Source organism: Sporosarcina sp. SAFN-015 (assembly GCF_059415085.1).
The window spans coordinates 528,014-553,022 of record NZ_JBPFDR010000001.1 but is presented as its reverse complement, the minus strand read 5'-3'; the positions used below and the strand labels follow the sequence as shown (position 1 = coordinate 553,022).

22 protein-coding genes and 1 other annotated feature are annotated in these 25,009 nt (G+C 44.3%); of the genes, 11 read left to right on the top strand and 11 right to left on the bottom strand.

What is annotated here, in order from left to right:
* Positions 1 to 26: 26 nt before the first annotated feature.
* From ACR65H_RS02555 to ACR65H_RS02540, 4 genes are all read left to right on the top strand, one after another.
* The gene (locus ACR65H_RS02555) at positions 27 to 2,201 is read left to right on the top strand and encodes a YhgE/Pip family protein (protein ID WP_440498491.1); all 2,175 of its coding nucleotides are present in this window, start codon (positions 27 to 29) and stop codon (positions 2,199 to 2,201) included.
* A 104-nt stretch (positions 2,202 to 2,305) separates the two neighbouring features.
* The gene (locus ACR65H_RS02550; RefSeq protein ID WP_440498490.1) at positions 2,306 to 3,307 is read left to right on the top strand and encodes a hypothetical protein; all 1,002 of its coding nucleotides are present in this window, start codon (positions 2,306 to 2,308) and stop codon (positions 3,305 to 3,307) included.
* Positions 3,308 to 3,324: 17 nt separating this feature from the next.
* A complete protein-coding gene (locus ACR65H_RS02545; protein ID WP_440498489.1) occupies positions 3,325 to 3,738 on the top strand; it encodes an SRPBCC family protein in 414 nt (137 codons plus the stop codon).
* A gap of 71 nt (positions 3,739 to 3,809) precedes the next feature.
* Positions 3,810 to 4,688: a DMT family transporter gene (locus ACR65H_RS02540; protein ID WP_440498488.1), complete on the top strand. Its 879-nt coding sequence runs from the start codon at positions 3,810 to 3,812 to the stop codon at positions 4,686 to 4,688.
* 13 nt (positions 4,689 to 4,701) lie between these two features.
* On the opposite strand, the gene ACR65H_RS02535 is transcribed toward ACR65H_RS02540, so the two are convergent.
* The 6 genes from ACR65H_RS02535 to ACR65H_RS02510 all read right to left on the bottom strand — a co-directional run bounded on the left by ACR65H_RS02535 (position 4,702) and on the right by ACR65H_RS02510 (position 9,917).
* Entirely contained in the window at positions 4,702 to 5,592 is an 891-nt protein-coding gene (locus ACR65H_RS02535; protein ID WP_440498487.1) for a CPBP family intramembrane glutamic endopeptidase, read from the bottom strand.
* 30 nt (positions 5,593 to 5,622) lie between these two features.
* The gene (locus tag ACR65H_RS02530) at positions 5,623 to 6,183 is read right to left on the bottom strand and encodes a hypothetical protein (RefSeq protein ID WP_440498486.1); all 561 of its coding nucleotides are present in this window, start codon (positions 6,181 to 6,183) and stop codon (positions 5,623 to 5,625) included.
* Complete coding sequence (locus ACR65H_RS02525; protein WP_440498485.1) at positions 6,176 to 7,033, bottom strand: hypothetical protein; 858 nt, start codon at positions 7,031 to 7,033, stop codon at positions 6,176 to 6,178. Before ACR65H_RS02525 ends, ACR65H_RS02530 begins: the two co-directional genes overlap by 8 nt.
* A 181-nt stretch (positions 7,034 to 7,214) precedes the next feature.
* Positions 7,215 to 8,861: a methionine--tRNA ligase gene (gene metG / locus ACR65H_RS02520; protein ID WP_440498484.1), complete on the bottom strand. Its 1,647-nt coding sequence runs from the start codon at positions 8,859 to 8,861 to the stop codon at positions 7,215 to 7,217.
* A gap of 53 nt (positions 8,862 to 8,914) precedes the next feature.
* Positions 8,915 to 9,174, bottom strand: a binding site (T-box leader).
* A 54-nt stretch (positions 9,175 to 9,228) separates the two neighbouring features.
* Positions 9,229 to 9,408 (bottom strand): hypothetical protein, encoded by a 180-nt coding sequence (locus ACR65H_RS02515; RefSeq protein ID WP_440498483.1) that lies wholly within the window; start codon positions 9,406 to 9,408, stop codon positions 9,229 to 9,231.
* 59 nt (positions 9,409 to 9,467) lie between these two features.
* A complete protein-coding gene (locus tag ACR65H_RS02510; RefSeq protein WP_440498482.1) occupies positions 9,468 to 9,917 on the bottom strand; it encodes a hypothetical protein in 450 nt (149 codons plus the stop codon).
* A gap of 560 nt (positions 9,918 to 10,477) precedes the next feature.
* Between ACR65H_RS02510 and ACR65H_RS02505 the strand changes: the two genes are divergently transcribed.
* The 3 genes from ACR65H_RS02505 (at position 10,478) to ACR65H_RS02495 (ending at position 14,692) form a co-directional block, all read left to right on the top strand.
* Positions 10,478 to 11,167, top strand: a complete 690-nt coding sequence (locus ACR65H_RS02505; RefSeq protein ID WP_440498481.1) for a response regulator transcription factor — start codon at positions 10,478 to 10,480, stop codon at positions 11,165 to 11,167.
* A 156-nt stretch (positions 11,168 to 11,323) separates the two neighbouring features.
* Complete coding sequence (locus ACR65H_RS02500; RefSeq protein WP_440498480.1) at positions 11,324 to 13,531, top strand: sensor histidine kinase; 2,208 nt, start codon at positions 11,324 to 11,326, stop codon at positions 13,529 to 13,531.
* Positions 13,532 to 13,657: 126 nt separating this feature from the next.
* Positions 13,658 to 14,692, top strand: a complete 1,035-nt coding sequence (locus ACR65H_RS02495) for a potassium channel family protein (protein ID WP_440498479.1) — start codon at positions 13,658 to 13,660, stop codon at positions 14,690 to 14,692.
* On the opposite strand, the gene ACR65H_RS02490 is transcribed toward ACR65H_RS02495, so the two are convergent.
* A complete protein-coding gene (locus ACR65H_RS02490) occupies positions 14,661 to 15,311 on the bottom strand; it encodes a CPBP family intramembrane glutamic endopeptidase (protein ID WP_440498478.1) in 651 nt (216 codons plus the stop codon). The two genes, ACR65H_RS02495 and ACR65H_RS02490, sit on opposite strands and share 32 nt — an antisense overlap.
* 190 nt (positions 15,312 to 15,501) lie before the next feature.
* On the opposite strand from ACR65H_RS02490, the gene ACR65H_RS02485 reads away from it, so the two are divergent.
* Entirely contained in the window at positions 15,502 to 15,804 is a 303-nt protein-coding gene (locus ACR65H_RS02485) for a hypothetical protein (protein ID WP_440498477.1), read from the top strand.
* Between the two features lie 71 nt (positions 15,805 to 15,875).
* Entirely contained in the window at positions 15,876 to 16,340 is a 465-nt protein-coding gene (locus ACR65H_RS02480; protein WP_440498476.1) for a DinB family protein, read from the top strand.
* A 49-nt stretch (positions 16,341 to 16,389) separates the two neighbouring features.
* Here ACR65H_RS02480 and ACR65H_RS02475 read toward each other — a convergent pair whose 3' ends face one another.
* A complete protein-coding gene (locus ACR65H_RS02475; RefSeq protein ID WP_440498475.1) occupies positions 16,390 to 17,223 on the bottom strand; it encodes a TetR/AcrR family transcriptional regulator in 834 nt (277 codons plus the stop codon).
* 99 nt (positions 17,224 to 17,322) lie between these two features.
* Between ACR65H_RS02475 and ACR65H_RS02470 the strand changes: the two genes are divergently transcribed.
* Together ACR65H_RS02470 and ACR65H_RS02465 are read left to right on the top strand one after the other, a co-directional pair.
* Complete coding sequence (locus ACR65H_RS02470) at positions 17,323 to 20,409, top strand: efflux RND transporter permease subunit (RefSeq protein WP_440498474.1); 3,087 nt, start codon at positions 17,323 to 17,325, stop codon at positions 20,407 to 20,409.
* Positions 20,410 to 20,565: 156 nt separating this feature from the next.
* A complete protein-coding gene (locus tag ACR65H_RS02465; RefSeq protein ID WP_440498473.1) occupies positions 20,566 to 22,377 on the top strand; it encodes a mechanosensitive ion channel in 1,812 nt (603 codons plus the stop codon).
* Positions 22,378 to 22,591: 214 nt separating this feature from the next.
* On the opposite strand, the gene ACR65H_RS02460 is transcribed toward ACR65H_RS02465, so the two are convergent.
* The 3 genes from ACR65H_RS02460 to liaF are packed head-to-tail and all read right to left on the bottom strand — an operon-like array spanning position 22,592 to position 24,943.
* Positions 22,592 to 23,224, bottom strand: a complete 633-nt coding sequence (locus tag ACR65H_RS02460; RefSeq protein WP_440498472.1) for a response regulator transcription factor — start codon at positions 23,222 to 23,224, stop codon at positions 22,592 to 22,594.
* Complete coding sequence (locus ACR65H_RS02455) at positions 23,202 to 24,245, bottom strand: sensor histidine kinase (RefSeq protein ID WP_440498471.1); 1,044 nt, start codon at positions 24,243 to 24,245, stop codon at positions 23,202 to 23,204. Before ACR65H_RS02455 ends, ACR65H_RS02460 begins: the two co-directional genes overlap by 23 nt.
* The gene (gene liaF / locus ACR65H_RS02450; RefSeq protein ID WP_440498470.1) at positions 24,242 to 24,943 is read right to left on the bottom strand and encodes a cell wall-active antibiotics response protein LiaF; all 702 of its coding nucleotides are present in this window, start codon (positions 24,941 to 24,943) and stop codon (positions 24,242 to 24,244) included. Before liaF ends, ACR65H_RS02455 begins: the two co-directional genes overlap by 4 nt.
* Positions 24,944 to 25,009 lie beyond the last annotated feature (66 nt).

Below are 25,009 nucleotides of genomic sequence, written 5' to 3'. Positions count from 1 at the left end.
GAATGATTGTTGAAAGAGGGAGCGATATGCGAAAGAGCTGGTCCATTTTCATGACTGACGTTAAGAATATTAGCCATAACTGGGTCGCGGCTGTGTTGATTGGCGGACTCATTTTTCTTCCATCCTTGTATGCATGGTTCAATATTTATGCGACATGGGATCCTTATGGTAAAACAAGTCAACTGCCGGTCGCCGTCGTCAATGAAGATGTCGGAGCGGACGTACGAGGTGAGCATATCGATGTCGGCGTGCAGCTTGTTGATACGTTAAAAGGAAATCGGGATATGGATTGGCAATTCACCACTCGTTCAAAGGCGATGGAACGGATTGAGTACGGGGATTATTTTGCGGTGTTAATTATCCCGCAGGATTTTTCGGTGAAGCTCAGTTCCGTCATTTCCGATCATCCCGAGAAAGCGGAGATCGATTATTATGTGAATGAAAAAATCAATTCCATTGCCCCAAAAATTACTGAAAAAGGTGCAAGCGTCATTGTCGATAGAGTGAGCAGGCAATTCATTTCGACGGTGAACGGCGTCATTTTTGATCAGTTTAATCGGCTAGGCATTGAGCTTCAACACGATATGCCGGATATCGAAAAATTCGAGAACTATATTTTTAATATGGAAGAGCAACTGCCCCAAATTCATGATTTGCTGAAAAACACAACACGAGATGCAGTGTCAGCACAAGACTTGATTCATAAAGCGCAATTGAAAATGCCGACAGCAAAACAATCGATTGCAGATGGATTGACGACGGTGAACCGTACATTGACCTTTTTGGATAGTGCGGAAGCTAGGCTGAATGAAATTGCACCTAAGGTGAATAGTGATTTGCAACGCGCGTCTGCAATTTCGAAGGAAACGAACGAGTTTTTAGGAAAAGTGAGTAACGTCAAATTGGATTTTACAGAAATTGACCGTGTGAAAGAACAGCTAGATACTAAAATGACGGAGACAATCCAGAATATTGGATCGGTGGAAGCGGATCTCCGGTGGTTGCAAGATGTAGCAAGCAACGAAGAACAGCCAAATGTGGAGCGGCAAGAGAGATTGCAAAATGCGCTCGACAAGACGACGGACTTACAAAATTTGCTGGAAGAAGTGCAAACGAATGCTAACTCGCTTAATGGATTAGTTGAAGGTAGGCAACAGCAATTGAAGCAAACATTGGTAGATTTAGAAAGGTTATCAGAGAATGCAACCGTACGACTTGATCAGTTTCTTGATGAATATAAAAATACAATCGAGCCAACCGTCATCGCAGAAACAGCACGCGCCAAAAAAACGCTCCAACAGGCTAAATCGTTGCTGACGTCAATACAATCGACTGTCCCTGAGGTGGAGCGCATTCTGGCAAGTACCTCTAAGCATATAACTGAGGGAACCGAGTTGTCGGAAAAAGCATTGAACGAGTACCCTTACATCTCGGATAGAGTGGGAAATCTTGCTGACAAAATTCGTACCATCCAAGGTGAAACGGACATTAATGAAATTATCCAGTTGCTTCGGAATGATCCGCAAGCGGAGCGCAGCTTTTTTGAGGAACCGATATTGTTAAATGAAAATAAATTATTCCCTATCGAAAATTACGGAACAGGCATGACGCCATTTTACACTGTGCTTGCTATTTGGGTTGGCTGCCTACTTCTCATCTCCCTTCTTGCTACGGATGCTGAAAATGTGGATGGGATGAGCAGCAGACATATTTACGCAGGGCGTCTATTTACATTCCTCGCTATCGGTCTGCTCCAAACTCTTATCGTTACAGTCGGCGATCTCGTAATCCTTGGTGTTCATGCAAAGGATCCAGTCTGGTTCATCGTTTTCGGACTATTCATCAGTACGGTGTTCATGATATTCGTCTACACGCTCGTCTCTTTATTCGGAGATGTCGGAAAGGCGCTTGCGATCATCATGCTCGTTCTGCAAATTGCCGGTTCCGGCGGCACATATCCAGTTGCGCTCTTGCCGAGCTTTTTCCAATGGATCAATCCCGGCCTCCCGTTCACATATGCGATTGATTTAATGAGAGAAGCAGTCGGCGGCATTGTTTGGCAACGGGTCATAACGGACATCGCATTTCTGTTCATTACAGGAATCGTCTTTTTTTTAGTAGGCATCTTCCTGAAAAAGATCGTGAACCGGAAAACCCATCAATTGTTAAAAAAATCACGGGAATCGGGGCTGTTTCATTGAAGGGGGACATCACATCAGTTGATTTCCAACTATTGAAACAAATTAGTCGTTAAGAACGTACCAATAAAGGAAGTGTCGTATTGATAAATATAGGGGGATTGGGAATGAGGAGGCTATTGCTAGGAAGTGTATGCTTGGTCGGTATACTGAGCGGGTGCACGGACCAGACAAACGCAGATCAGACAACTGAAATTAATGAACTGAAAAAGCAAATCGAGCAAATATCATCAGAAAAAGATTCTCTTATTAATACGTTAGAGAAGGAAAAGAGAGCGCTCGAGCTAGACTTGAATCAACAAGTGAGTAATGATTACTCGATGATTGAAGCAAAAGATATTGAAAAATATCCACAAACGCTTTATAAGTCAGCTACTTTGGACATGGATGGGGATGGCGAGGAGGAAGTAATCGAATTATACGTGAATGCAGGCAAAACGGAAAATGGGGTCTTTGCTTGGGATGATGGACAGACCTGGTTGTTAGTAGTGAAAGACGGCGATAAAACCTACCCGCTTTTTGATGACTTTGTTCAGCTCGGTTCGATTGATTTCAGTACGACAAGACTTGATAGGAAACCGGGAATCGTGATGATTATGAGGTCACATTCTGATAGAATAGTACAGAAATTCTCATACGACAAAAATGAAAATGGATATCAGAAGGAAACCTTTTATAAGAAAGAAAATATAAATGATCAGTATAACCAGCCAGCCTCCTATGCCTTTTTCAACGATGCATATGAATTAATGGACATGGCATTTACAACTAAAATGTTGCCGGTTCTAGAAGCTAGTGAGAATACTCTTCAGGACAATGAGGAGAGAAGGGCGATCATGGAGCCGATTTTAGAAGATGCTTTTAATGCTGAGCGATTGCTGGAGATGGCCTCGGAGTTGAATCGGGAGCTGAATGTTTCTTTAGATGACACGATAAACATGTTGAACCAACTAATCAACAAGCCGCCGACAGCTGAGCAAATGAATCAATTACAATCAATTCACGATGTGTTCAAAGATATCGAAACAGAAGATATAATAATGAAGGAAGAGAATCAGATTCATCCTGAGATTCGAGAGTTGTTTCAAAGGATTGATTTCATTCGTTAAATTAAGGAGAGAACCCAATGTCTACAACAGAAATTAGAAAAAACATCATTATCAATGCACCAATCGAAACGGTTTGGCCGTACGTCTCAACAGCAGAAGGAATCGGCGCTTGGTTCATGCCCAGTGATATGGAACCAGTAGAAGGGAAGGAGTTCACTTTGCAAGCGGGTCCATGGGGAGAATCACTATGTAAAGTAACTGAAGTCCAACCGCCAAATCGTCTCTCATTCGACTGGGGAAAAGACTGGCAAGTTCACTTTGAATTGAAGGACATCAATGACCAAACTGAATTGACCTTCATTCATGCCGGTTGGGAGGATGGCAAGCAAACGGAGTTCGGCGAATCGCATGATGTCGTTCGGCCGCGCATGTCCGGAGGCTGGGATGGGCTATTGGCGAAGCTGAAAAAAACGATAGAGTCAAACAACTAAATAATTGTGAGAATTCATACACCCTCCTTCAATATCATGATATATTCAATATATTGGGGGAGGGGATTTCTTTGTCACAACGCATAGCATTCATAGTTGTCCTACTAGGGGCGGTGCTCTGGGGGACGACCGGCACTGCGCAAACTTTCATGCCGCAAACGGTCCATCCATTGGCGGTAGGAGCCTCGAGGCTTGCGGTCGGCGGCTTCACATTGCTCGTCATTATGCTTATTCTCCGGAAAATCGATTTTCGAGACTGGCCGTGGAAAGCAACGATTCTTTCAGCATTGGCAATGGCGGTTTTCCAATACTGCTTTTTCACGTCAATCCGGCTGACGGGGATTGCTATCGGAACGGTAGTTGCAATCGGAAGTGCACCGATGTTTTCCGGGCTCATTGAATTGTTGTTCCTAAAAAAGCGTCCGACAAAAATATGGCTGACGGCAACATCCCTTGCCATTATCGGTTGCGTCTTATTGTTTTCGAATAAAGAAGGGCTCGTCGTCAATCCAATCGGCGTCTCGCTATCTTTATTCGCAGGACTTTTATTTGCATATTATACTTTATTCAACAAGGAAGTGTTGGAGAAAGCGGATGCAATCCCTTCTGTCGCCGTCATATTCTCGGTGAGCGCAATCATGCTTATGCCATTCCTTTTCATCTTCGAAACGGAAGGATTGCTCACTATTCCCGGCATATCTACAATGATTTACCTCGGAATTGCGACAACAAGTGTAGCATATATCCTGTTTTCCACCGGATTGCGGCATATCCCTTCGTCATCCGCCGTGACACTTTCTTTGGCCGAACCGTTAACCGCCGCTATTTTAAGCGTAATCGTCGTAGGGGAAAGGCTGGATCTTGTTTCATGGAGCGGAATCGCCCTACTATTAGGCGGAATCCTCGTTTTGACGTTTAGTGGGCGAAAAGAGAAGGCTGCCATTCAATAGGCAGCCTTCAGGTTTACTCCGCTTTCATCTTCACATACATCCTCGTCGCGAAATACCCAAGAATAATAAGCAACGTTGCCAAAAGGCCGCCTTCCAATCCGAACGCGCCGCCAGTCAGCCAAGCATTCCCATCTTCCACCGACACATTATAAATCCCATGTGGCGCAGTTCCGCTCACTGCAAATCCAAAAACATTCCCTTGAAAGTAATTCCACGTAATATGATAGCCGATTGGCAGCCACAAGCTCTTTGTCGCGTCAAACATATAGGCGAATAAAAGGCCGACCAATGCGATATTGACCAAGCCCAATACGCTGACATTCGGATTTGTACCGTGCACCAAACTGAAAACGACAGCAGAGACAACATACACCAGCCATTTCGGATTCCCGCGGCTCTCCATCGTCGACATGACGTACCCTCTAAAAAACATTTCCTCAAAAAAGCCGACGAGAATGAATAGAACAAGAAACGATAATGCATACACTGAAAACTCGGGATCCGTGAATGAGTTAAGCATTATCACATTACCGGAAACCAATAGAATAAAGAAAATGATAGCGATGGACACAGCTCCGAGCAAGAGGCCGAAACCTAAATCTTTCAGCGACCCTCTGAAGCCCAACTCTTTCAACGTTCCTTTATTGACAAAACGCCATAGCAACACCGTTGCAAGCATTCCGCCAACTGTCCCGCCGCCTTGGGTTAATAGAAAAATCCAAGGATGTCTGTTAAAGGCGGCCATGATATCCATATCGTAATTACCGTCTTGAAACGGGAAATCGACAATTGCGAGCAAAACTCCTCCAGGCAGCGCGAAAATTTGCTGTGCGATGAACATCGACGCGAACGCCAAAAAGATCAGCCATCCCGCGCGAACTTGGTTTGAATTGTTTTTGAACAAATGATAACCTCCATTCTAATCAAATATATGCTAAATAGAATAATCGATTCGATGATCTTTAGGTGAAACGCGTCGAATAGCACCGATCAATAGTAAAAACAGAATATCCATGATAAGAACACCGATTGTTGAAATTAAGGATAAAGCGATCCACCCATCGCCTGCTATATTCATTGAAAACGATAGGAGTGCCAAGGTGAAAAGATGAATAGTAATGTAAAATTTATAAGTGTTTTTCGTCCGATGCTGCAGCGCATGATTGCCAACCATTTTCGCTGCGTCAATTAATATATTGAATAAATAATAGGTAATCACCAATTTAAGTACTAATAGAAGGGTCCCATAAGCGGTCCATCCGGTAGGCAACGTGGTATCGGATAGATTCACAAATACAGAAGGCAAGGATATGAACATTCCTAACAATCCAATAGTCATCGCCTTTTTCGCTTTCGGAAAAGCATCCACTAGCCTAGAGCAGCCCGCGTAGATTAAATAATATCCGAGAGGATCCATCAGTAGGTCAATCATGACATGAAGCCGGAAGAAAATGAGAAGGTAACCCCAAAACATATAGCGCAATGCTTTATTCACCTAAACCCCTCCCAGTCTTCTCCTCGATGATTCGATTGACGTCGTCCTGTGTTAAATACGGAAACAAATTGTAGTGAGTGTAGTTCGTGAATGGTTTTCCTTCCGTAGTTGTTCCAGATATACGGATGGCGAAAGCAAAAGGGTTCACGAAACTTTTTTCTTTAAAATTGACTCTCAATGTCACAGATTTATCTTTTTCCAAATGAATTGGAAGCTTAAGGGAATCCAGCGATTGCTCTGTTTGTTTTCCGCTGATCGTGAAGTTGAATCGGTCTTCGATCGGTTCATTGAAAGGGAAGTCGATCTTCTCGATTGCCAACGTCTCTGTTGCTCGGAATGTATCCCAACTCGAACCGTCATTGCTGCTTCCGCTAGATGGTTGCTCCAACGCTCTAGTATCGTCATTCTCATAGTACTGCTGTGGATGGACGATCACTTCCCCGATGGACGCGGTTGATGATCTTCCGTCTGAATAAAACACAGCCATTTCATTGAATGACTGTATCTCTGTATTATCGCTGAACGACCGTAATTTGACGTTTATGCTTCTCAGCTCTTGATGTCTATAAGTGTCGATTGCATGAGGAGCGGTGGTGCTCGTAAAGAAATAGTCGCCTTGCGGAAAGCCTTCGACATCACCTAATCTTATGTAATTGATATGCGAGTGATCGTTTTTATTCGCTAAGTAAAAGAAGGTGACATAGTTATGGTCTTGTTCATCTGTTGTCGTTTCCAAATAATGATCCAGAAAAATGGGCTCTTCCAATTGTTTCGAATGTGCATATAATGAATTCACAATCCAGCTGATTGCAATAAGTCCAAGTGCCGCCCAGAAATAACGTTCTTTCACAGCCATCCCCCTTCCAGCCTTTTCCTTTGTCTGTTTATTGTCTCAAATCAAGTGGAGGAATGCACTTGTTTATTGAAAATTGTGGAGGAGGGGAGTTTATCACTACTCAGCTTATCTTTATCAACGTTCAACCATTTAGTAGGCAATCAAAAGCCCTCTCAAAATATGAGAAGGCCATAAATCATACCTGTTTTGAAGATTGCTCCTTCAGCCGCTCCAATTCAACATCGATTTGCCCAACATCAATTCGTTCAAACAGCGGCTTCACATATGCCAATGTCAATTCTCCGAGTTCGATTTCCTTCCATTCGGGTTTTCGCAGTTTAAGCATCGTTTGCACATCCTCACTTGAAAACGGTAGGAAAGGGGAGAGGAGCTGGGCTAAGTTTGCAATAATATATACACATGTTGCCATCGTCCGTGCACATGCCGCTTCATCCTCATTGATCTGAATCCAGGGCTTTTCATCGTCGAAGTATTTATTAGCTCGTCGAATGAAATCGAAAATCGTTTCGATCGCTTCTTTAAAATGCCCCGTCTCGATGCGCTCGCCGACAATGCGGTAAAGCTGCACAACGGTCTTTTTAATTTCTCCATTAATCACTGCAACGGGCACAACCCCGTCAAACGACTTATCGATAAATTTCAACGTCCGGTTCACGAAATTCCCGTATGCACCTAGCAGCTCCGAGTTATGGCTATAAATGAACTCCCGCCACGAGAAGTCGGCATCCCGGTTTTCCGGTGCATTCGCGGTCAAAAAATACCGTAATGAATCGGGATGATAACGTTCCAAAATATCCGGCACCCAAACTGCCCAGTTTTGACTCGTCGACAATTTTCGCTTCTCCAAAGTCAAATATTCATTGGAAATGACATGCGTCGGCAATGCGTCCTCTTTGCCAATCCCCATTAGAATGGCTGGCCAAATAATCGTGTGGAAGGGGATGTTGTCTTTGCCGTGCACATAGTAGGAGACTGTATCTTCATTCCAAAACTCTTCAAAATTGGTGCGGTTCAATGCGGCCCACTCCTGGCTCGCGGAATAATAGCCCGTCACCGCCTCGATCCACACATACACTTTCTTATCCTCATAGCCTCTGACAGGAATGCCGACACCGTTCGCCAAATCCCTTGAAGCGGCACGGTCACGAAGGCCTTCCCGTAAGTAACGCTCAGATTGATGGATCGCGTTTTCCCGCCATCTTCCTTCAGCTTTCGCATCCGTAACATATTGTTCAAGTTCATCTTGAAAAGCGCTTAATTCGAAATAAAAATGCTCTGTCTTCCGAACGGTAGGTTCATTCCCACAAAGCTTGCATGTGCGCTCCGTTAAATCAAGCGGATCTAAAATGGAACCACAATTGTCGCATTGATCGCCACGCGCTCGGCTTCCGCAATATGGGCAAATCCCTTCGACAAATCGGTCGGGAAGAAAACGCTCGTCAAACTCACAATATGTTTGTTCCACTTCCTTTTTGAAAATAAAACCGCGGTCCAATAACGTTAAAAATACATTCCGGACAACTTGATGATGAAACCTTCCGTCTGTCCGCGTGTATATGTCGTACGAGAATCCCAATCTCGAAAAACAAACTATAAATTCCGTATGGTAACGGTCCGCAATTTCCTTAACAGACACTCCTTCGGCATTCGCCCGTATCGAAATAGGAGTCCCATTGCAATCACTTCCCGAAGCGTAAAGAACCTTCTCACCTTTCAACCGGTAATACCTCGCCAAAATATCCCCCGGCAGCAATGCTGCAATATGTCCAAGATGCAGCGACCCATTCGCATACGGCCAAGCCCCTCCAATGAATACACTCATGTAATTTCCTCCTCTGAATAAAATAAAAAACCCCGTCCCTATCGATAAAAACCGATAAGGACGGGGTTTATAACCCGTGGTACCACCTTACTTCACAACTAGCTAACGCTAATTGCCTTCAAAAGTACACGCCAAAAAAGCGTTATACTTTGACGTGGATAACAAGCGCCAACTCTCGTCGCATCCTACTAGTCCAAAGACGTTCAGTGCGCGGCTCAAGGATCATGTTCAAAAGATTTGTCCGCTTCATTTCCACCGTCAGAAGCTCTCTAGGCGACATCCTCTTTTTACTTTTCCCTCTCATTGCCTTTAGTAAGATGTAGTTGAAATGATTATAGTCGTTTGATTCGGAGAAATCAATAAGTATTTACCAATTCGTAGGCGGGCGCTTTTGGTCGGTTCGGTCTTCTTCCGTCTTGTTGTTTTTATTTTTCACGTTGTCGTTCTTCCCGATGACGTCCATATCATCAGGACTAATATCGAATCCATACCCAAATTCCTCACGATCCAGCGTATTGCCTTTTTTGATTTTCTTTTCTTTTGCCAAGTCAGTTCACCTCCCGTATATGCAAAGCTTGTTCAACTGGGAGATGATTATTCATTCGCTTACTCCTCTTTCACCGACAATAAAAACGCATAAACCGCTTCACCTTTCACATCGTCACTCCATATCGCTTTGACGGACATGAAATACCTTCCTTCGACCGTGGGCACTTTTGCTGTGTCGCCGTTCACTTCCACAGTTGTTGTTTCGCCGTCTTTATGGATGAGCACTTCATATGCATTAGGTTGTGGGAAATCCTTTAACTCAGGAGTCACAGAGAGTCGAAATCTAATTTCCTCCCCAGGCTTAACTTGATTGGCGCGTTCATGTTCTAACATTTCCTGTGCAGGCGTCGGCTTCAATGAACACTTTTTATCCGCAGATTCCCAGCAATGCTTGTCATAAGACATCCAAACACTGTCATTGTCGTAGTATGCTTGAAGGTCGGGTTTAAAAGTGATTTCAGCCTCCTCCTCATTCTCCACCTCGGTCGTTTGAGGCGAAGGAGCCACTATTTCTTCTTCATCTTTTTCATCATCGCAAATGGTTGCGTCCCCTTGGGCGCCTTACCAGCCATTCCAATACTTCGCCGTTCCGAAAATAGTGTCCAATGAACTTGCAGTCATTACAAAAAACTTTGCATTCTCCTTTTCGAATGGATTGATAGTGTTGGGGGTGGCAAGTGCGGTCGTTTGGGCAGCGATTGCTGTTGTATCGGTTGTGCAATATCGATTTGCTCGGTAGGGAATATGCGTTGCTGCTCATCAGGGGATACTGATGAGCAGCTTTTTTACGTGGAGGAGAGTTTATCTCGGGTGTGCAAGACGTTATCACCGACTTGACAGAGTTTATCACCGACTCTCAGGCAGTTATCACCGACTTTCATCGGTTTATCACCGCTCAGGGCTAGTTTATCACCACTCATACCGACTTTATCACCACTAAACCATTTACCAGACACAATCTTAAGCCTAACAACAGCCATCTTAAGAATTTCTTCATAATTCCCATCATGAATTGTTAAGATTTAACCATTACAATTGGTATCATAGAGGAAAGCGAGGTGCGGATGATGGCTAAGTTCACAGTGCTCGTGGCGGATGATGATAAAGAGATCCGCGATGGGATTGAGATCTATTTGAAAAATGAAGGTTATAGCGTGTTAAAAGCGGCGGATGGGAAAGAGGCGCTTGATTTGCTCCAAACGAATGAAGTTCATCTGCTTATCCTCGACATTATGATGCCGAACATGGATGGGATTACGGCGACATTTAAAATCCGTGAGATGCAAAATATTCCGATCATCATGCTTAGCGCGAAGGCGGAGGATACGGATAAAATCCATGGATTGTCTGTTGGCGCGGATGATTATGTGACGAAACCGTTCCATCCGCTTGAGTTGATGGCTCGCGTCAAGTCGCAACTGCGGCGGTATGTCCAGTTCGGTACATACGAGGGCCAGAAAAAGATTGAGATTGATGGATTGGCGCTCGATGAAGATGCAAAAGAGTTATCGGTCGATGGGAAACCGGTAAAGCTGACGCCAATCGAATACAAGATTACAGAATTGCTTATGAAAAACGCGGGGCGTGTGTTTTCAATAAATGAAATTTACGAGCGTGTATGGAATGAAGAAGCGTATAATGCGGAAAATATTGTGGCGGTCCATATCCGTAAAATTCGCGAGAAAATCGAAGCGGACCCAAAAAATCCGAGATATGTAAAGGTGGTGTGGGGCATTGGATACAAAATCGAGAAGTGATTGGAGTATAGTTTTTTCAGTTTTCTCCATTTGCATTGCAGTCGTCACTATTGGATATTGTTTCCCTCACATTCTCGACATGATTGAAAGCGGCTGGGAACGTTCTTCGCGGGCAATCGCTTATTTCACGCGCATCATTAGAGGGGGCACAGCCTGATGAAAAATAAAGTACTTCTACTCATATGGGCTACGCTTGTTACGATTGTGCTGCTCGCCAGTCTTTCATTTGCAAGACAAGGAACGGGGTTATTCGGAAAGGGCTTTTCCGATTCTGATGATATGAAGTGGCGGTTAGACGAGTTTTATGATGTGATTGGTCCTTCTGTTCTAAATCCAATCAACATAGAAGAGGCGAAGAAGAAAATTACAGTATCCGATAGCGAAATTGAAGAGCATCAGACTCGTTATGGCACATTGGCAGACCAGCTCGCTAATATCCATGATCAATACGCACAAAGAATTTTCGATGCAAAAGAAGCTAACAATGACTTATTAAGGCAGACGTTGATTGAAGAACGGGATATGAAATTGGAAGATATCCGAAAGAACTTTGAGGAAGATGGCCATGTAGAGGCGAAAATCCGTAAAGAGAAAGAAAAGGTTTTAGAAAATTATTTAAAGGAAATAAAAAACAAATCCTATTCATTACATGTCGCCTATGAATTAAAGAATGTAGATACTGGTGAGACGTTTTCTTATGGTGATATTTCGAAGCCTGCTGTTTATAAAAAGAGCTTCAATGAAAATAGTCACTACTTCAAGGCGAACTCATTACCGGGACGCTATTCAGAATGGACAACGCCTTATATTAATTATTACGAAGATGCTCATGTTTCCGATGAAGAAATAACTGCCATGGCAAATCCCGTGCAGTCTTTTGAAGGAGTTGTCATCGTTCCGAAGGCGGCCTTTGAAAAAGGCGGTGCTTTATATGCCCAATATAAGGATTTCAACAGGGGCAAATATGGCATGTATGCTTTTTGGGTCCTTGGCTTGCTGGCGCTCATCTCCTTATTAACAGGCATGAGATTTCAGAAGGAATGGGTAACCGGAACACCGATTGCAGATTGGTATTCTGACGTAAAGATCGATGTAAAAGTAGCGGCGTTTTTCATGTCAGCGTTGATTTTATTGGAATTCATCAATGGCGAGTCCTACAATCTGCTGAACTTCTTTACGCAACAAAGGCTGGAAAGCTGGGTTATTTGGCTCGGCACCTTCTTTATTGCCGGTGTCCTCATGACAGCGTTGCTTGCATTTCAGCTTGTGAACAGTGTGGAACGATGGAAGCGGGAAGGTGTATTGGCGAAGGACATAAAAAACAGTTTCACGCTCCAATTCTTTAGAGCAATCCGTGAGATGTTCCTGAAAAAGTCGATCGGCGTTCAGTCGTTCATCCTGCTTATCGGATTTTTCTTGGCGGGAATCGGATTTGTTGGTATGTTCATGTATGGGGTTTTCTTCATCATTTATATTTTTTGTGTCCTGTTCCTTGGCTTGCCAGCGCTTTATATTTTTATCCGACGTTCTGCTTACTTGAATCGGATTATCATTGATACAGAAAAAATGGCTTCGGGGCGTCTGAATGAAGACATTAAAATCGAAGGCCGCTCACCACTTGCCGATCACGCCAAAAATTTGAACAATCTTCGAGAAGGCGTGCGGGTGTCCATGACGGAGCAGGCGAAAAGCGAGCGGCTGAAAACGGAATTGATCACGAATGTGAGCCACGATCTGCGTACACCGTTGACATCGATTATCACGTACACCGATCTTTTGAAAGATGAAACAATTACACCGGAAGATCGTGCGAAATATGTCGACATTTTAGATAAGAAATCGCAAAGGCTGAAGACGCTCATCGAGGATTTATTCGAAGTGTCGAAAATGGCGAGCGGCAATCTGGAACTGCATAAGCAGCGTGTCGATTTGACGCAATTGCTCCAACAAGCACTTGCTGAGCATGCGGAAGACATTGCTGAGTCGGGACTCGATTTCCGGACGACGCTTCCGGACGATATGCTCGTTGCTTATGTGGACGGCCAAAGATGGTGGCGTGTTCTCGATAATCTGATTGTGAATGCGATTAAATATGCATTGCCGGGCACCCGCGTTTACTTGACGCTCAGAAAAGTAGGAGAGTCAGCAGAGTTCATCGTAAAAAACATTACGAAATATGAACTCGGTGAAAATGTCGATGAACTGTTCGAACGCTTCAAACGTGCAGATACATCGCGTCATACTGACGGCTCTGGCCTTGGTTTAGCCATCGCGCAATCAATCGTCGACATGCACGGCGGGACAATGAAAATCGACTTGGACGGGGATCTGTTCAAGGTGACTGTAACTGTGCCGGTAAAATAAAGAATCCGCATGCAATGCCAAGAAATTGGTGTGCATGCGGATTTTTCATTAATAATCATGGATAGGTTTACAACCGACCAAGCAAAGGAATAGAAATAGAAAAACTTTTATACGGAGGTGGCCGGTTTGTATAGCCGATGGATGGATTTGGATAGGCGATATAAGCGGGTCATTTTTTTGATCAGCATAACGGCGCTTTTGCTCGTTGTGGCGACAGTCGGATTCATGTTTCTTGAAGATTTATCTCCTTTCAATGCCTTTTGGATGACGATTATTTCCGTAATGACAATCGGTTATGGAGATATTTATCCGACAACGCAGGAAGGCCGTTGGTTTGCGCTCTTTCTTGTGCCGCTAGGAGCAGGAATTGTGACGTACGCATTAGGCGTGGGGGCTTCCTATTTTATTGAACAGCAATTATCGAATAGAGTGTGGGTGAGAAGGATGGAAAAACAAATTGCTAATGTAAATGATCATATAATCGTTTGTGGGTTTGGGCGCGTCGGGAGGCAAGTGTATAAGCAACTGAAGGAGGAAGGTGTTCAGATTTTATTCATCCATGACAATGAAAGTGATCTCATGGAAGTTGTCGAACCGGGCACTTTACGAATCATCGGTGATCCGACTGACAAAGCCATATTGCTGCAAGCGCGCGTCGGTCAAGCGCGTGCCCTTATTACCGCGCTCTCCAATGACGCAGATAATGTGTTCATCACATTGACTGCTAAAAGCATCAATGAGGATATCGTCATTGCAGCACGTGCTGAACGGGATGACTCGCAAGATATATTGGAAAAAGCGGGTGCGACAAGTGTCATCAACCCTTCCATCATCGGGGGAAGGGAGTTGGCGATGTCCATCATCAAACCGAACGGAACCGACTACATTAACGATCTGATCCGCTCGGAGAAAAAAGACTTCATGGTAGGGGAAGTAGTTCTAGAAAATACGGAACCGTGTATCGGAATGACAATCGAGGACGCGAACCTGCAGAAGCATTTTGAAATCACCCTCGTCGCGATTTTACGAAATGAAGAACTGCTAAGCAACCCGGATCTGAGTGAGAAGTTCCAGAAGGGAGATACGCTGATCGTCATCGGCAACCCGAAAAAAATAGAGCATTTCCGTGTCAATAAAAATAAAGGATATACACCCCGATAAGTAATATGCCGACATCTGCAAACATATGTATGATCCAAGACGGCAGGATTGTACGGCATTTTTCATTCACCAACTGAAAGATCAGACCGCCTGCCCAAAGACCTCCGACGGCGAGCATTAAAATAGGAAGCGTAAACCAAGGCAGGAAAATCGCGATATGGTAAATAGCGAAAAAGAACGACGGCAGGATGAACCGCGTTTTGGACTGGCCAAATAAGTTTGGCAACAATCCTCGAAAAAAGAATTCCTCAATGACCGAGTTTCCGATCAAAATATAAAGCGCGATGAACGGGAATACTGTAGGTGTGATTCCGGATTGCAGTAAATCGTCCCGCAAGGAAGCAATGTCGATATGCTTTTGCAATAAAAGGAAAACACCGATGATGAGCACCATGATCGATATTCCTAAAATGAAAGCAAGTCGTAAGCTCTTTCGATCCGCATTTTGAAACCGGAGAAACGGAAACTTAGTCGCACGGAAAAGCAGCAAAGGGATTGCGAGAAATAGTATGACCTTCGCTACAGTTTTAACACCATATGATACACCAACACTTTGCTCAATCCATAATAAAAGCAAAATGCTCAAAATAGGAAAGACTGCCCCGAACCATTTTTGCATACAATCACCCCGCGCAAAATTCTCGATTGTTTTCTATGTAACTTTGACGAAATTAATAGGCTGATGTTCCCTTTGTAAATTTATTTCGAAAAAAGAGGTTTGTGCATAAGCGGTGAAGGGTATAGATAAAAACCACCTCTCGCCACGCGCGGGATTTCCGTGTTTGATGAGAGAAAAAGGAGGAATCCATATGACAATCGTTGATGGTAAATATCCGAATAAAAAGGACTTGGAACCGAAGATCCTGCATCCTGGAAAAGGAGTAGGACCGACACATGAACTGCCTTTAGCGGATCCTGCCGACTCGAATTGGACAATTGAATTTCGCAAAAACGCGCAAGACCGAACGGGCATGGACGACCCATCCGCTTATAATGAAAATAAGCCACTTGTCAATGAATTCCGGTTGATGGATGCACGGGAATTCAATAATGAGACCCGTGAAAAGTGGAACAGCCAAAAGAGGAATGACAAACCAATAGATTTAACGTAATAGCGGACTCCTAACTTAGGATGTCCGTTTTCCTTTTTCTTTAGTAATATGGAGAAAAGGGGGAATGGGATTTGGAAACGATTGAACAATTAAAAATGGCAAGAATGTACACGATAGGGCGATTATCGCAGACGAAGGAAGATGCGTGGGATCAGCAACCTAACGGGTTCAATAATACGGTCCATTGGAATGCCGGTCATATTTATATTACGTTGGAGCAATTCACTGCAAAAGCTTTACCATCCTACGAACCACAACATGGTGAATGGGGCACATTTTTTGGAATCGGTACTAGCCCTGCCAATTGGGAAGGGCAAGTCCCTTCGAAGGAAGAATTGCTTGCCGCTCTACAGGAACAGTTGCCGCGTGTAGTTGAAGCGTTGGAAGGCAAGCTCGGAGAAGTCCTGCCTGAACCGCTTAAAATTGGAAACATGTTGACGATGGGGACAGTCGATGCTGTCATTCAATTCTCATTATGGCATGAAGGTGTGCATGCCGGCGTCATTCATGGCTTGAATCGGGCGATTGGGAAATAAATAAATTGAAACGCTTTGCCAGCTGTAATAGCTGACAAAGCGTTTTTTTTTAATTCATTGCAAAATGCTTTCGCAGTAAATAAGCGGCCCATTTGCAATGCGGATGGTCTTGGATGTTGCCCAATAACCCCTTAATGATTGCCGGGTGCAGCGTTGGTTCTGACAGTTCCTGCCTCAATAGAAGTAACGACTCTTTTTCAATCGAATCTTCCATCTCTTCGATATTCTTATCCACAATCTCAATAATTTGCTCTAAAGAAGGCTCTTCATTTAAAGGTTGATCAATCACCTGTATCAATTCATCGGTAATGAAGAAAACCGTCATGTTTTTTGCAAGTAAATTAGTTTTTTCGACAAGTGATCGGACGAGCGATTCCATGTCGATCGGTAATTTATAAATCATGAACAGCTCTGAATAAGTGCTCATGAAACCTTTGATGCAAAACAGTAAATCATATTTCAGGTCATTGGACCGTTCTCCATATAAACGCTCAATCATTGATAAAATCACTTTTTCAAGAGATTTATTATAATGATGAAGTTTGGAAAAAAGCTCTTCATTGAAAGGTTGTACCGGTTCCTTCATAAGGAGTTTGGCAAAATCAGAGTGTTTATTGAAAGATTGAAACGTTGTGTAATAGAAATTGTATAATAAATTCTCTTCGCCTTCTTCACTGACCACCAAGTCAATATCGGCGGTAAACTGTCTCATAAAATGATCAATCAAACCAACGATCAACTCGTCTTTCGACTTGAATGATAAATAGAAAGCACCTTTAGAAATGCCGCAATGATCAGTTATCTGTTGAACGGATGTCGCTTCGAATCCTTGTTTTGCAAATAGCTCCAAAGCTTTCTCCATAATAAGTTGTTTTTTTGCCATATATACGAATCGCTCCTAGTATTTCATTTGACAATTGACCGACCAGTCATTAGTATAAATAATTGAGTCGAAACTGTCAATTAAGGGGAAGGTGTAAGGGTGAAAGGCTTAGTCAATTTTGTTTTAAAGAATAAATTAGCAGTATGGTTACTCACCATTATTATAACGGTGTCAGGTGTTTATTCGGCAACACAAATGAAAACAGAGACATTGCCGGATATTTCGATACCATACTTAATGGTCATGGGTGTCTATCCAGGTGCAACTCCGGAACAGGTTATGGAAGAAGTCTCGGTCCCTATCGAGAGGGCAGTAGAGAACTTAGATCATGTGAAATCTGTCTACTCCAATTCATTTTCCAATATGTCTAGCATTCAAGTGGAATATGATTACGGCATAGATATGGACGAGGCGAAGCGTGCATTGGCGTCTGCGATGGATTCGTTGACTTTGCCAGAAGGCGCGCAGGAACCAGTCATTACTGCAATTAGCATGAATATGATGCCGGTCGTTGCGTTAAGCGTGAGCAGTACGTCGGAAGATATCGTTGAATTGACTTCAACAGTTGAGGATATATTGCTTCCTAAAATCGAAAAAATTGATGGCGTTGCGTCTGCAACGATTTCTGGTCAGCATATTGAAGAAGTAGAGCTAACGTACAATGAAGAAAAAATGGCTCAATTTGGTTTGCAGGAAGACTCTGTAAAGCAAATGATTCAAGCGAGCAATATGGAAGTGTCGCTCGGCCTTTTTGAATTTGAGGAAGGCGAGGAAGCTGTCGCTGTCGATGGGAAGTTCATGACGATTGATGAGTTGAAGGGCATGCTTATCCCTGTCACACCGTCAGAAGCGAATCCATCGCCATTTGTGAAGCTTGGCGAAATCGCATCAATTGAAAAAGTCGGCAAAGTGAAGTCCGTTTCACGTACAAACGGTAAAAATGCGATCGCGATTCAAATTGTCAAAGGACAACGCGCAAATACGGTCGATGTCGTAAACGACGTGAAGAAGTTAATGGAAGATGAAGAAAAAGCGATAGATGGCTTAGTTATCGACGTATCACTTGACCAAGGAGAACCGATTGAGAAATCCGTTTCGACGATGGTTGAAAAAGCGCTTTTCGGTGGTTTGATAGCAGTATTAATCATCTTACTTTTCTTGCGTGATTTCAAATCGACGATCATTTCCATCATTTCAATCCCGGTTTCCGTCTTCATGGCGCTTATGATTCTCCATTGGATGGATATTACGCTTAATATTATGACGCTCGGCGCGATTACAGTCGCAATCGGCCGTGTTATCGATGACTCCATTGTCGTCGTGGAAAATATTTATCGGCGACTTCATTTGAAAACGGAAAAACTTTCGGGTCGCGCGTTAATTCGCGAAGCGACGATTGAAATGTTTAAGCCGATCATGTCTTCGACGCTCGTCACAGTTGCGGTATTTGCGCCGCTTATCTTTGTGGGTGGTATGGTCGGAGAGTTGTTCATGCCGTTCGCATTGACGATGTCGTTTGCACTCGGTGCTTCATTGCTCGTCGCAATTACAATCGTCCCGGCATTGTCCCATTTCCTGTTTAAGAAAAAATTATATGGCGAAAAAACGGAAAGCCGCCATAAAGAAGCCGGCAAAATGGCGAACTGGTATAAAGGCGTTTTAAGTTGGTCGCTGAATCATAAAATCATTACGTCGATCATTTCTGTCGTTCTATTGGCTGGCAGCTTAGGGTTAATGCCATTAATCGGCTTTAGTTTCTTAGGCAGTGATGAAGAAAAAGTCATGTATATTACGTATACACCTGCCACGGGCGAACTTCAGGATGAAACGTTAGAAAACGTTGAAGTCGTTGAAAAGGAAATGTTGAAACGTAAAGATATAGACATCGTTCAATTATCTATTATGGACAGTGCCGACCCGATGACTGCGATGATGGGCGGCGGCTCGAATGGTGCGCTCATGTATCTTATCTTTGATCCGGATATGGAGGATTTCCAAGGGGCTCGTGCAGAGGTTGAAGATTATGTATTCAACATCGGCCAGTCCGGAGAATGGAAAAGCCAAGATTTCAGTTCTATGGGTATGTCCACAAATGAAATCAGCTACACGTTTTATAGTGAAGATTTAAGCAGCCTGAAGGAAGCAGTTCAGCAAGTTGAGGAAGTCATGGGAGAGAATAAAGGCATTGAGGATGTCTCTTCAAGTGCTGAAGATGCATACGTTCAGTACACATTGAAAGCAACACAAGACGAATTGCTGCAGTATGGATTGACGACTGGGCAGATCATCATGATGCTTAACCCGTCCAGAACACAGGAAGTTGTCACGACGGTCGGAAAAGATCGCGATGAATTGGAAGTTGTCGTGAAACAGAAGGAAGCTGAACAGCCGAAATCGATTGATGAAATGCTGGAACAGGAAATTCCTACGGCAATGGGCACGACAATGAAGCTTTCCGACTTAGTGAAGGTCGAAGAAGGATCTACATTTAATACATTATCCCGAAGCAAAGGACAATATTATGCCACTGTTTCAGGGAAACTCGTAGACGCGGATATTTCGAAAGCTACTTCCGAAGTCGACAAAGCAATTGCCGAATTGGATCTGCCGAAAGGTGTGGCAGTAGATACGGCCGGTGTCGCAGCTGACATGGAAGAAGCATTTACGCAGCTTGGTATTGCGATGCTTGCAGCGATTGCGATTGTTTACTTCATCCTCGTTGTAACGTTCCGTGAAGGTGTCGCACCGTTTGCGATTCTCTTCTCGTTGCCATTTGCAGTTATCGGTTCATTCGTCGGCTTGCTAATCGCAGGCGAAACGATTTCCGTTCCGGTCATGATGGGTCTGTTGATGTTAATCGGTATCGTTGTAACGAATGCCATCGTACTCGTAGACCGTATTATCCGGATGGAACGTAGCGGATTGAAAATGCGTGAAGCAGTACTCGAAGCGGGCGCTACGCGTTTACGCCCGATCCTTATGACAGCAATCGCTACAATCGGTGCTCTCGTTCCATTGGCGATCGGTAATGGGGCAGGGGGCGGATTGATTTCGAAAGGTCTCGGCATCACTGTTATCGGCGGTTTGGTCAGCTCCACATTATTGACGCTGATCGTCGTGCCGATCGTGTACGAAATCCTATCGAAAATGTTCAAGAAAAACCGTTTAGATTTGGAAGAGGATTAATAAGAGCAGAAGAAGGAGCAGAATCTTGTTCCTTCTTCTGTTTTTTTGTATGTAAATCTTACGTTTTCTTCCAAGGGTAATAGACTTATAGGTTTAGACGTCCACGTTTATAGGAATAGTCCTAAATAGACTATCTAATTGAATGGAGGACACGGAATGTTTAGAGATATGTATTTTGCCAATATGCTAAGCTGGCTGCCCGAATTGATTCTTGGGTTGCTCGTCTTGCTGATCGGCTTTTTCATTGCAAAAGCAGTGGAAAATGCGGTGCACAAACGTTTGAAAAAATCTAGAGTCAACGAAAGGCTCGATGTCAAAGAAGGAAAATGGAATGTGGAAAAGATCATCAGCAAAGTCTTCTTCTTCGGAATCCTTCTATTAGCATTCCTTCTCTTCTTTAACATCATGAATGCATCGATGATCGCTACACCGTTCATGACGATGTATTCAGGAATCGGCGGAGCGATCCTGAGCATCTTGAAAGCGGGGCTCATCCTGCTGTTGGCTTGGGTTCTTGCACTGATTGTCAAAAAAGTGATTTTGGCAGTCGGCGGCAAGATGAAGCTCAATAAGTACGTGGCGAAAGTGGGGGGATCCCCAGATGAAATCGACAAGTCGAAATGGGTTGAGACGGCTGCGAATATTGCGTTTTATGTCGTCTTGCTCTTATTCGTCCCGGCCATTCTTCATGCGCTCGGCCTAAGTGGAATTAGCGGCCCATTTGAAGGAATGCTTGCGAGCTTCATGCATTTCATTCCGAAGCTAGTCGGGGCGGCATTGATATTTGCAGTTGGATGGGTTGTCGCGAAAATCGTCCGTACGATTGTGACGAAGCTGCTTGAATCGGTTGGCGTCGACCGATTTTCGCATAAGCTGAAATCAGGCTCGAATGGGACAAGTATTTCGGGCATTATCGGCACGATCGTTTTCGTTCTGATCATGCTGCCGGTGACAATTTCTGCCTTGGAAGTTTTAGATCTCGAAGGGATTTCGCAGCCAGCAATCGCTATGTTGAACGACATTATGACGATGCTGCCGAAAATCGCAGTAGCCGTATTACTCGTACTAGTAGGCATCTACTTGGCGAAATGGGTTAGGAAAATTGTTGTTTCCTTATTGGATAACCTTGGTGTCAATTCGATTTTTGGAAAGATCGGTGTGCGTTCGAACGCGTCCATGCCTACTTTCTCGCAAATTATCGGCGCAATTGTCCAAGTCGTGATCATTTTGCTATTCGTCGTTGAAGCGCTTCAAATTCTGAATTTGAACTTCATGGTGACGCTTGCTACAGGCATCTTTGCATACTTGCCGATGGTCGTCGCAGCTGTCGTTATTTTGGCGATCGGCTTCTGGCTCGCAAACCTTGCCGAAAAATTCGTCGGCAGCATCATGACGACACAATCAGGTGCTCCACACGTATTGCGCTACGTAGCAAAATACGCGATTCTGGCGTTCGCATTCTTCATGGCGTTAAGCCAGCTCGGCATTGCTCCAGCAATCATCAATGCAGCATTTATCCTCATTCTAGGAGGAGTTGCATTGGCGTTTGGACTTGCATTTGGTTTAGGTGGACGTGAGCATGCTTCCCGCTATTTGACGAAGATGGAAAGCAGTTTGCAAAATGCGGATGTTTCCAAAGAGAAGTGGGAGCAGGAGAAGAACGAGATGAAGCGGGAAGCGAAGCAATCCGTGAATAAAGCTCAACAAGCTGTAGACAAAACATCGAAGGAAGATCATATACCATCAGTCGGCAATGGCAGCGACTATCCGACCGGCAAGGATTATGAACCGCGGACAGGCAACACACCATCTGATGAACTGCCATTATCCGATCCGGCAGATTCGAATATGACAGATGCGTTCGACGAAAACGATCCAACGAGAACGAACGAAGCAAACAGAGACGGTTACAATACGACGGATCCGGGCGAAGACTACCCATTCGATCCGAACCGCGGAAATAAATAAACGTAAAACCTGCCCCATCTATCGGAAATCCGGTGGTGGGGCAGGTTTTTCTTGCTTGTATGGAAGTTATGGCGCAATCTCCGCAAGTTATGCTAATCTTGTTACTTAGTACCTATAGTCAGCTTTCTCCTTTCAATCGAAGTTTTCCATTTCGGATAAAAATTAAAGTGTAAATAAAAAACCGCACGCCATTTCCGGGCACGCGGCGCTTCCTTCAATCAACAAGATCGTTTTTAAACGCATAAATGACGGCCTGCGTTCGATCTTGCACTTCGAGCTTCGACAACAGATTGCTTACATGTGTTTTCACCGTTTTCAAGGCGATGAACAAATCATCTGCGATCTCCTGGTTCGTTTTTCCTTTCGCCAATAAAAGAAGGATCTCCAATTCCCGCTCCGTCAGATCATCATGGAGACGGTGACCGTTGCCGGATCGCATCTTTTGCATCATTTTCGACGTCACTTCCGGTTCCAGCACAGTTTGGCCCTTCAGCGTTTCACGTATGGCTTCTGCAATCCGCTTGGCATTCGATGTTTTCAATATGTAGCTGATTGCGCCGGCTTCAAGAGCCGGATATACTTTGTCATCATCAAGGAAGCTAGTAACAATGACAATTTTCGCTTCCGGCCATTGTTTGATGATTTCAGCAGTCGCCTCCGCGCCGTTCATTTCCGGCATGACCATGTCCATCAAAATGATATCTGGCCGCAAGGAGAGCGCCTTTTCGACAGCTTCCTTCCCGTTGACCGCTTCATCGACAACCTCCATATCGGGTTGTGTCTGCAAATATGCCGACACGCCGATCCGCACCATTTCATGATCATCAACCAATAGAATCCGAATCATCGAGTTCATCCCCCTTTTTTGTCGGCAATTTCACTTCCACAATCGTACCTTGCGAAGGGACTGATACGATCTTGCACGTGCCGCCGATCTCGATCGCCCGTTCCTTCACGTTTTGCAATCCATACGAACCGCCTTTGCCGTCCGACTCCTCGAAGCCGACCCCGTTATCTTGTACACGGAAAATGGCGAGACCATCACGTTCGACAAACAAGACATCGACTTCAGTTGCTTGCGCATGGCGGAGTGTATTTGACAACGTTTCTTGCGCAATCCGGAATAGATGGTCCTCCGCACCTTTAGATAGAGATACTTCTTCCAAACGATACCGGATGTTGAACGAAACCTTCTCTTTCAATTCGACCAATAAATCTTCAAGACCTTCTGCCAGTGATTTATCATTCAAAGCAGCTGGCCGCAAATGAAGCAGTAATGCCCGCATTTCGAGCTGAGCCTGCTGCACCATTTTCTCTACTTGTAAAAGCGGCTTTTGCACTTCCTTTTCGTGCTCCCGCTCGTTTATGGCGGACATGAGCATCGAAGCGGCGAACAACTGCTGGGAAACGGAATCATGCAGCTCTCGGGCAAGACGCTGCCGTTCTTGTATGATCTGCTCCTGTATTAATTTATCTTGCGCCTCCGCGCGTTCATCTGTAATTCGCTGTAAACTTTTCCGCTGTGTCGTCAAAATATTGGACACGTCTTCAAGTGTTCTATCAATCTTAGGGGAAAACGATTTAGTGATTTTTACAACCTCATCGTGTTGAATCAACCCTGTCAGCTGCTCTTCGATCGCTTTCTCCTTAGAACGGCCGATACCGCTCATCCAGCCTGCAATGATCGAACCGAGCGCAATGCAAGTGAAAATGATCCAGGCGCCTAACGGAACGCTCGCATATTGGATTGCATAGAAGAATAGCCAACTTTCATTCAACGGAACATCGACAAGGGAATAGAAGTATAATGCCGCAATTCCGATGAAAATGAACGATAAGAAGAGGCTGCGGCCGAAAAAGTTTTTCATTTCCGCACCACCTCAATATCTCCGATCCACGTAGAGAGGGAGATGATCAGCTCCGCTCGGTCTCCGATGTCGGTATCATAGCCATCTTTATAATGAAGCGTTTCATTGATCATCCGCTTTGGACTAATATCGAGAATCCGCGCTTCGCCGAACAGTGTATTGTAATGGATGCGTACAGGGATTTCATAAGGAAGGTCAATTTTAATGCGCCCAAAACCTTGTCGGATGGCGATGAAAGACGTCCCTTTCGGAAGAACCGTGTCGGTCACATCGACATGGATATCCCCGAAAAAACCTTGAATTTGCACATCCTCCCATTCATATGAGGAAAAGGGGGATGCCTGCACGGAAAACCATTTATTTTTCCAAATGCCGTTTGGCGTCTCCTTTTGAAACTCCCTCAGCGGGCGCATCATCTGCTCCGCGGGCATTCCTTTCCACAAGTGGAATAACACATAGACGAACCCGGCAAGCAATAGCGTGCGTAAGCTCCATAATGTCATCAGCGCCATGATAATGAAGAAAACCCCTAAAAAAGTCATCCATTTTGAGCGCCTTTTAAAACCGAAATACGTAAATCCGGCACCGAGAAGGAGGAAGATGATGTTCCCATTCGATAGGAAAGTAGCCTCTATGAAGACAAGCGAAAGAAACGCCACAATCCAGAAAGTCATCTTATTCGTATCCATTTGTTTCATTGTAATGCCCCCTTCTTGATGTCAGATGTAAGAGGGAAGGCGGATGCCTTCCCTGTTTAGCAAGTG